Source organism: uncultured Campylobacter sp., from assembly GCF_938045595.1.
Lineage (GTDB): Bacteria > Campylobacterota > Campylobacteria > Campylobacterales > Campylobacteraceae > Campylobacter_B.
The window spans coordinates 1-7,686 of sequence record NZ_CALIBB010000257.1 but is presented as its reverse complement, the minus strand read 5'-3'; the positions used below and the strand labels follow the sequence as shown (position 1 = coordinate 7,686).

Below are 7,686 nucleotides of genomic sequence, written 5' to 3'. Positions count from 1 at the left end.
TATGGAAGGGAAATTTTGATAATATAAATTTTGCTATTATTGCACTACCCATGCTGATATTGTTTCATTTCATAGTTAAAAGAATTAGAAATATTTTATATATCATAATAGCGCCTATACTTATATTTGCTTATGCCAAATACTGCTATGAATATATATCCCAAATGACACTATATGAAAATACTTTTGCTACACACAGAAATTATAAATGGGATCATGAAAGAGCAGGTGGTATTATTACTACCTATTCATTTGAGCGCTTTGATGATGCTTTAAGACTTATAAACAAGTACTCTAAAAATTCAAATGAGTTATATATGATATCCAAATATGACAATATGTTGCAATTCTTTAGTAAAAAATATAGTGGGTTAAAGTATTTTGAACTCAAATCCTTTATAGTCACAGATAATGAATACAATGAAGTTTTAGATCTCATAAATTCCAAAGCCGATATCTTATATGTTGATACTGACATTTTTAATGTATATTATAAAGAGCTAAAAGAGAGACGTTTTTTCGATGTTTATAATAATCAATGGCTACCAAACGATGTTATGCGGCGGATTATACAATTAAAAATATTACTAAATCTTTTTGATGATGTTCGCGATAAATATGAGCTGGTAGAGCACGGTAAACTAATAGATGTGTATAAAAGGAAAAAAGAATAATTTTAATATGTACTATATAGACTTTGGGCAAAAACTAATATTTAGGGGAGTTTATGACGAAAAGAAAAATTTTAATAGTATTTGGAACGCGCCCGGAGGCCATTAAGATGGCTCTGTTGATAAAGGAATTTCAAAAGCACGCGGAATTTGAAGTGAAGGTTTGCGTCACGGCGCAGCACAGGCAGATGCTCGATCAGGTGCTTGAATTTTTTGAGATAAAGCCTGATTTCGATCTAAATTTAATGAAGCAAGGGCAGGATTTATACGATATTACGTCTGGTGTTTTGCTTGGTATGCGCGATGTATTTAGCGAATATACCCCAGACATCGTGTTTGTGCATGGAGATACGACTACTACTTATGCCGTTTCTTTGGCGGCGTATTATCAAAAGATCGACGTTGCTCACGTAGAAGCTGGACTTAGGACGCATGATATCTATTCGCCGTTTCCTGAAGAGATAAATAGGCAGATGACGGGGCTCATAGCTAAATATCACTTCGCGCCGACTGCCGACGCAAGAGATAATCTATTAAAAGAAGGCAAAGATTCAAAAAATATAATCGTTAGCGGCAACACTGTCATAGACGCGCTTTTGTGGACGATAGATAAAATCGAAAACAACGAGCTGCTAAAAAATAAAATTTTATCCTTTATAAATTCCAAATATAAGCTTAGTGATAGAAAATTTATTCTCGTTACAGGACACAGACGAGAGAATTTCGGAGAAGGCTTTGTTAATATTTGTGAGGCTTTACGTGAAATAGCGCTAAAAAATAAAAATATCGACATCGTTTATCCCGTGCATCTAAATCCAAATGTAAGAAAGCCTGTGGGAGAAATTTTATCGGGCATTCCGAATATATTTTTAATCGATCCGCTAGAGTATGATAGTTTTGTCTATCTTATGAGCAAGTCATATATGATAGTAACAGATAGTGGCGGCATCCAAGAGGAGGCGCCGAGCCTTTGTAAGCCCGTTTTAGTTATCAGAGGAACTACCGAAAGACCCGAAGGGATAAGGGCAGGATGCGTTAAGCTTATCGGCACCAAGCGCGAAAATATAATAAAAGAGGTGCAAAAATTATTAAATTTAAAAGATGAATATGATAAAATGAGTAAAAGCGTAAGCCCATATGGTAATGGTAAAGCTTGTAAAAAAATACTGGAATTTTTAAAAGGAATATTGTGAAAAAAGTTTGCATCTTAGGTCTTGGGTATATAGGGCTACCGACGGCGGCGCTTTTGGCAAATAGAGGGTATAAAATCCATGGCGTTGATGTGGTGCAGAGCGTTGTGGATACGATCAATCAGGGTAAAATTCATATCGTCGAGCCGGAACTTGACGTATTTGTTAAAAAAGCAGTGCAGAGCGGAAATTTAAAAGCAGACGTTAAGCCTGATTTCGCAGACGTTTTTATCATAGCTGTTCCGACGCCGTTTCGAGACGGATACGTGCCAAATATCGATTATGTCATAAGTGCGGCAAAATCTATAATACCATATGTAAAAGACGATAATATGGTCGTTTTAGAATCCACTTCACCGATAGGTACTACCGAAAAGATAGGTGAAATTTTAAAAAATGGTGGTGTTGATATTTCTAAAATTTATATCGCTCACTGCCCTGAGAGAGTTTTGCCCGGTAAAATTTTGAAAGAACTCACCCAAAATGATAGGATCGTGGGCGGAACTACAAAAATTGCTACTAAAAAGATAGCGGAATTTTACGCAGAATTCGTAGAAGGCGAAGTTTTACAGACTGACTCGAAAACTGCAGAGATGTCAAAGCTTACAGAGAATTCTTTCCGCGACGTAAACATAGCCTTTGCAAACGAACTTAGCATTTTGTGCGATAAATTCGGCATTAACGTCTGGGAGCTTATCTCGCTAGCAAATCGCCATCCGCGAGTTAATATTTTAAACCCGGGCTGCGGCGTAGGCGGGCACTGCATAGCGGTCGATCCATGGTTTATAGTGCATGCGGGCGGCTACGAAGCAAGGCTGATCAAATCCGCAAGAGAGGTCAATGATCACAAAGCCGAGTGGTGTATTGAAAAAATCAAAAACGCCGCTTTGAAATTTGAGCTGCAAAACGGCAGAAAGCCTAAAGTCGCGTGCATGGGGCTTGCTTTTAAGCCCGACATCGACGATTTGCGGGAGTCGCCTGCGCTAAATATAACCAGACGCCTGATCGCAGACGGCGTCGATGTGGTCGCTGTAGAACCCAATATCAAGGCTCACAAGGATTTTGAGATAGTGGATTATAAAAAGGCTATCGAAATTTCGGATATTATCGTATTTTTGGTCGGACATAAGGAATTTAAAGGGCTAAAAATAGAAAAAGAAGTTTTGGATTTTTGCGGAATTTGTAGATGAGTTTTCAAAAAGTAATAGATAGAAATAACCACCTGAATTTTTTTAGATTACTTTTTGCTTTACAAGTGGTATATATGCACTCAACCGAGTGGCTAAAAATACCGCTTTTATGGGGGGGGCACGTGGATAAGTTTCTTAGGCTATTTCCCGGCGTCCCATTATTTTTTCTGGTTTCGGGATTTTTAATTACCGATAGTTATTTAAATAGCGGGAATTTAAAAGAGTATTTTATAAAAAGAGCACTTAGAATATATCCGGCTCTATTCGTAAATATTTTAGTACTTGAGCTAGCTATGTATGTGGGCAAAAATTTTAATGATATCTCGGCATTAAAATACATAGAATACTTCGTGCTCTATGTCATTACCGCCGCTTCAGGTATAGCGGGCTTTATAATCGGTATAAAAAACGACGCTTTATATAATTACGACGGCTTTTTTAGCTCTTATCCGAGCGGCGTTTTATGGACACTTAGCGTCGAATTATCGTTTTATATCGTCCTTCCATTTATTTTGTGTATTAGAAAGGTGATAATAAGAAATTTATTGTTAGTTTTCCTATTTTTTACATCAATGATAATTCCAGCAATCGCCGATGAAAATTTTTACTCCGCTTCAAATTTAAATAAGCTTCTCGAGCTGATATGCTTGCCGTTTTTGTGGATATTTATCATCGGCATGGTCATGAGGCTTTATTGGCTGGATATAAAAAAATATCTCGTAGGCTACGGCTTATATTATATTGCGCTCTATTTGATATTTTGTTTTGCGGCTATAGAGTTTGGAAGCGGGCTTGGAGATTATAAGAGAGGCTTGGAAATTTCTACTGTATTTCAAATTTTCCTTTTGGCGTTAGTGATCTTTAGCATGGCTTTTTCCTACACAAATTTAAAGATAGCTAGAAACACCGATCTCTCTTATAGTACATATCTTTATCATATGCTGATAGTTCAAATTCTAATTAGTCTGGGCTTTGGCGGCTCTTTATGGCTATATCTAATAGTAGTAGCCGCGACGCTCACGATCGCTTGCGTTTCTTGGAATTTTATAGAAAAGCCGGCTTTGAAATTAAAACCAATAAAGGTTGTAAAATGATACAAGCAATAGTTAAAAAAGGTAGGGTTTTAGCAGAGCAGATCCCCGCTCCGAGCGTTTCAAAGGGATGCGTTCTTATAAAAGTAGTAAATAGCTGCATATCGGCGGGCACCGAGATAAGCGGCGTATCAAATAGCGGAAAGAGCCTGATTAGAAGGGCTTTAGAGCAGCCGGAGAACGTAAAAAAAGTCATCAATATGGTGAAATCCGACGGCATAGCCAGCGTCTATGCGAAGGTAAAGGGCAAGCTTGATAGCGGAAGCCCGACCGGCTATTCGCTTAGCGGCGTCGTCATAGCGGTCGGAGAGGGCGTTTCAAATTTTGAAGTCGGAGAGCGCGTTGCCGCAGCCGGTGCAGGACTTGCGAACCACGCAGAATACGTAGACGTGCCAAAAAATTTAGTTATGAAAATGCCGCAGGATATGGACTTCGAGCGGGCTTGCACCGTGACGTTGGGCGGTATAGCGATGCAGGGCGTTAGGCGGATCGATCTAAGGCTGGGTGAGACCTGTGTAGTCGTGGGGGCTGGGATTTTAGGGCTTCTTGCGGTGCAGATGCTTAAAATTTCAGGCGTCAGGGTTACGGTCAGCGATTTTGACGATAGGCGCTTACAGATAGCAAAAGAATATGGCGCAGAGCTCGCCATAAACCCGTCAAGAGACGATTTACTGGACGTCGTTTCATCTTGGAGCGGTGGGCACGGCGCCGATGGAGTACTATTTACCGCTGCTACGAGCAGTAGCGAGCCGCTATCGCAAAGTTTTCAGATGTGTAAGAAAAAGGGCAGAGTGGTGCTTGTAGGCGTTGCCGGCATGCAGATCAATAGAGAGGATATGTATAAAAAGGAGCTCGATTTTCTCATCTCCACCTCCTATGGGCCGGGTCGCTACGACAAGAGCTACGAAGAGCAGGGGCTTGATTATCCGTTTAGCTACGTAAGATGGACTGAAAATCGAAATATGAGCGAGTATCTAAGGCTGGTAAATGAAAATTTGATAAAGCTGGATAAGCTCATAGACGCAAAATATCCTATCGAGCAGGTAACGGAGGCGTTTGAGTCGCTGCAGACTTCGCAGAATAAGCCGCTTATGGTTTTGCTTGACTACGGCGAGGCAAATTTAGCCGAGCTTGATAGCTATCTAAATCACGATAAAAAAATCATCATAAGCTCCGTGCCAGTAAACAGGGATGTGATAAACGTCGCATTCGTCGGAGTCGGCGGATTTGCCACCGGTATGCACCTGCCTAATATCTCAAAGCTTACAGATAAGTATAAAATTTACGCGATCATGAACCGAAGCGGACATAAGGCAAAGGCAGTGGCGCAGCAATACGGAGCGAACTACGCTACTTCAAATTTAGACGATATTTTAAATGACAAAAACGTTGATCTGGTGATCATCTCCACAAGGCACGATAGCCATGCAGAGCTTACTTTAAAGGCGCTTGAGGCTGGTAAAAACGTATTTGTAGAAAAGCCACTTGCGACAAATAAAGACGAGCTTGAAAAGATAAAGAAATTTTACGAAGGGGGAGGCGACAAGCCCGTTTTATTCGTGGGATTTAACAGAAGATTTAGCGCTTACGCGCAGGAGATAAAAAAGCATACGAGCGCTAGAATAAATCCGATGATAATCAGATATAGAATGAACGCGGGCTACATACCGATGGATCACTGGGTGCACGAAAACGGCGGCAGAATGGTGGGCGAAGCATGCCACATAATAGATCTGATGACGGCACTAACGGGCAGCGAGATACAGAGCGTATTTTCGCAGGCTATCACGCCGAGTAATGAAAAATATAGCGCCGAGGATAACAAATCCATCGTCTTAAAATACAAAGACGGTTCGGTGGCAAATATCGAGTATTTCGCAAACGGTAGCAAGGAGCTAAGCAAGGAATTTATGGAGATCCACTTCGACGGCAAGAGCATCGTTTTGGACGATTATAAAAGCCTAAAAGGATATGGAGTGGGGCTGAAAGAAATTTCAACAAACGCAAGCCAAAAAGGACAACTCGAAGAGCTAGAGGCGCTATTTGGGGCTCTAAAAGGAAGCAAAAAAAGCTGGCCGATAGAGCTTTGGGATATGGTGCAGACGACGGAGATTTCGTTTTTGATATAAAAGGCTAAATTTATGACCGGTCAAATTTGCAAAAAGATAAAAAGCAAAATCAAAAATTATATTTTTATCAAGAGAAATTTTAGCGAATATGATAAATTTCAGTGGAGAAGCGCAGAAGAGATAGAGCGTATAAGAACTCAAAAGCTAAAAAATATAGTAAAAAAAGCGGTTGATTTCGTGCCTTTTTATAAAAATTTAGACTTAAAAATAAATTTTGAAAATTTTACTTTAGATGAGTTAAAAAAATTTCCAATTATTAACAAGCAGATGATTAGAGAAAATTTTAAAGACTTTTGCTCGGTAAAATTTAGCGGAAAAGCATCTCATACGTCAGGATCTACTGGGGCTCCGTTTGAATTTAAAGTCCCATATGAAAGCGATGCAATAGAAAAAATTGTAGCGAATAGAGCTTGGGGTATGGGCAAAGATTATACTTATAAAAGTGGCGATCCGATAATTGTTTTAAGGACGTATTCGCCAAAAGCAGGCGAGCCGCTTTATAAAATTTCGGGCGATTATTGGTATTTATCCCCGTTTCATATTAACGAGTCAAATTTGGCTTTATATTTATCCGTTATCGAAAAGTCAAAAGCCAAAATAATAAGAGGATACGCAAGTTCCATATATATTTTTACGCTACTTTTAAAACAAAAAAATATAAAAATACCTCAAATAAAAGAAATTTTAGAAATTTTGGATGAAGATACTTTTCTTAATACAGATGTTTCTTTGTTATCACAAAAAAAGCAGGTTATTCTTAAAATTTTAGAAATAAAATATGCAAGTTTTTTAGGGTATACTATAGCTTTAAAAAATACTTTACCTTTTATTGATGATATTCAAAAGAATATAAATGAAATTTCAAAAAATAATAGATTATTTCTTTTAGACTATAAAAAAATAAGCTATACAAAGGAAGAGATATTAGAAGCATATTATGAAAATAATAAACTAAAAAGAACATCATATCTATATGAGATATTTGGTTATAAAAAAATAAGCACAATTATTAATAAAATTCGTAAGGAAAAAGTATGTCAATACTGTAATGGTAAAGGTAAATTAAGAGAAGAAAATTTATATGAGAATATTGATATAACAGAAACACCTTGCTCTTTTTGTAATGAAACAGGACTTTCAATAGAAGGATTAAATACAGAAATAGAAGGGATTTCAATAAAAGAATGGTATTATGGAAGTATAGATAGAATAAATAAAGATCTTCCAGATGAATTAAAAAATCTCTCTCTTATGTCAAAAATATGTGATTTAAATAAAGAACAACTTATAAAATTAAAAGAATATTTAAAATAAAGGAGTAAAATAATGTTAACATATGATCTTAAAGTAGGATATTCTTGTAACAATCGTTGTAAACATTGTGTTATCGATGATAGCAAAGACATGTTATTAAA

At 37.7% G+C, this 7,686-nt stretch carries 6 protein-coding genes; all 6 read left to right on the top strand.

Translation table 11 applies throughout. The features are described 5' to 3' along the window. Positions 1–674, top strand: a 674-nt coding sequence (locus Q0340_RS10340) for a hypothetical protein (RefSeq protein ID WP_298083234.1), incomplete at its 5' end; no start/stop codon positions are given. 53 nt (positions 675–727) lie between these two features. After that, positions 728–1,864 carry a UDP-N-acetylglucosamine 2-epimerase (non-hydrolyzing) gene (wecB, locus tag Q0340_RS10335; protein ID WP_298083233.1) on the top strand — a complete coding sequence of 379 codons (1,137 nt, stop codon included), beginning with the start codon at positions 728–730 and terminating at the stop codon, positions 1,862–1,864. Continuing rightward, positions 1,858–3,051 carry a UDP-N-acetyl-D-mannosamine dehydrogenase gene (wecC, locus tag Q0340_RS10330; RefSeq protein WP_298083235.1) on the top strand — a complete coding sequence of 398 codons (1,194 nt, stop codon included), beginning with the start codon at positions 1,858–1,860 and terminating at the stop codon, positions 3,049–3,051. The genes wecB and wecC overlap by 7 nt, the downstream gene beginning before the upstream one ends. Further along, positions 3,048–4,145, top strand: coding sequence for an acyltransferase (locus Q0340_RS10325; protein WP_298083232.1), 1,098 nt, complete (start codon positions 3,048–3,050; stop codon positions 4,143–4,145). Before wecC ends, Q0340_RS10325 begins: the two co-directional genes overlap by 4 nt. Then, positions 4,142–6,271 (top strand): bi-domain-containing oxidoreductase, encoded by a 2,130-nt coding sequence (locus tag Q0340_RS10320; RefSeq protein WP_298083231.1) that lies wholly within the window; start codon positions 4,142–4,144, stop codon positions 6,269–6,271. The genes Q0340_RS10325 and Q0340_RS10320 overlap by 4 nt, the downstream gene beginning before the upstream one ends. A gap of 12 nt (positions 6,272–6,283) precedes the next feature. After that, positions 6,284–7,585, top strand: coding sequence for a hypothetical protein (locus tag Q0340_RS10315; RefSeq protein WP_298083230.1), 1,302 nt, complete (start codon positions 6,284–6,286; stop codon positions 7,583–7,585). Positions 7,586–7,686 lie beyond the last annotated feature (101 nt).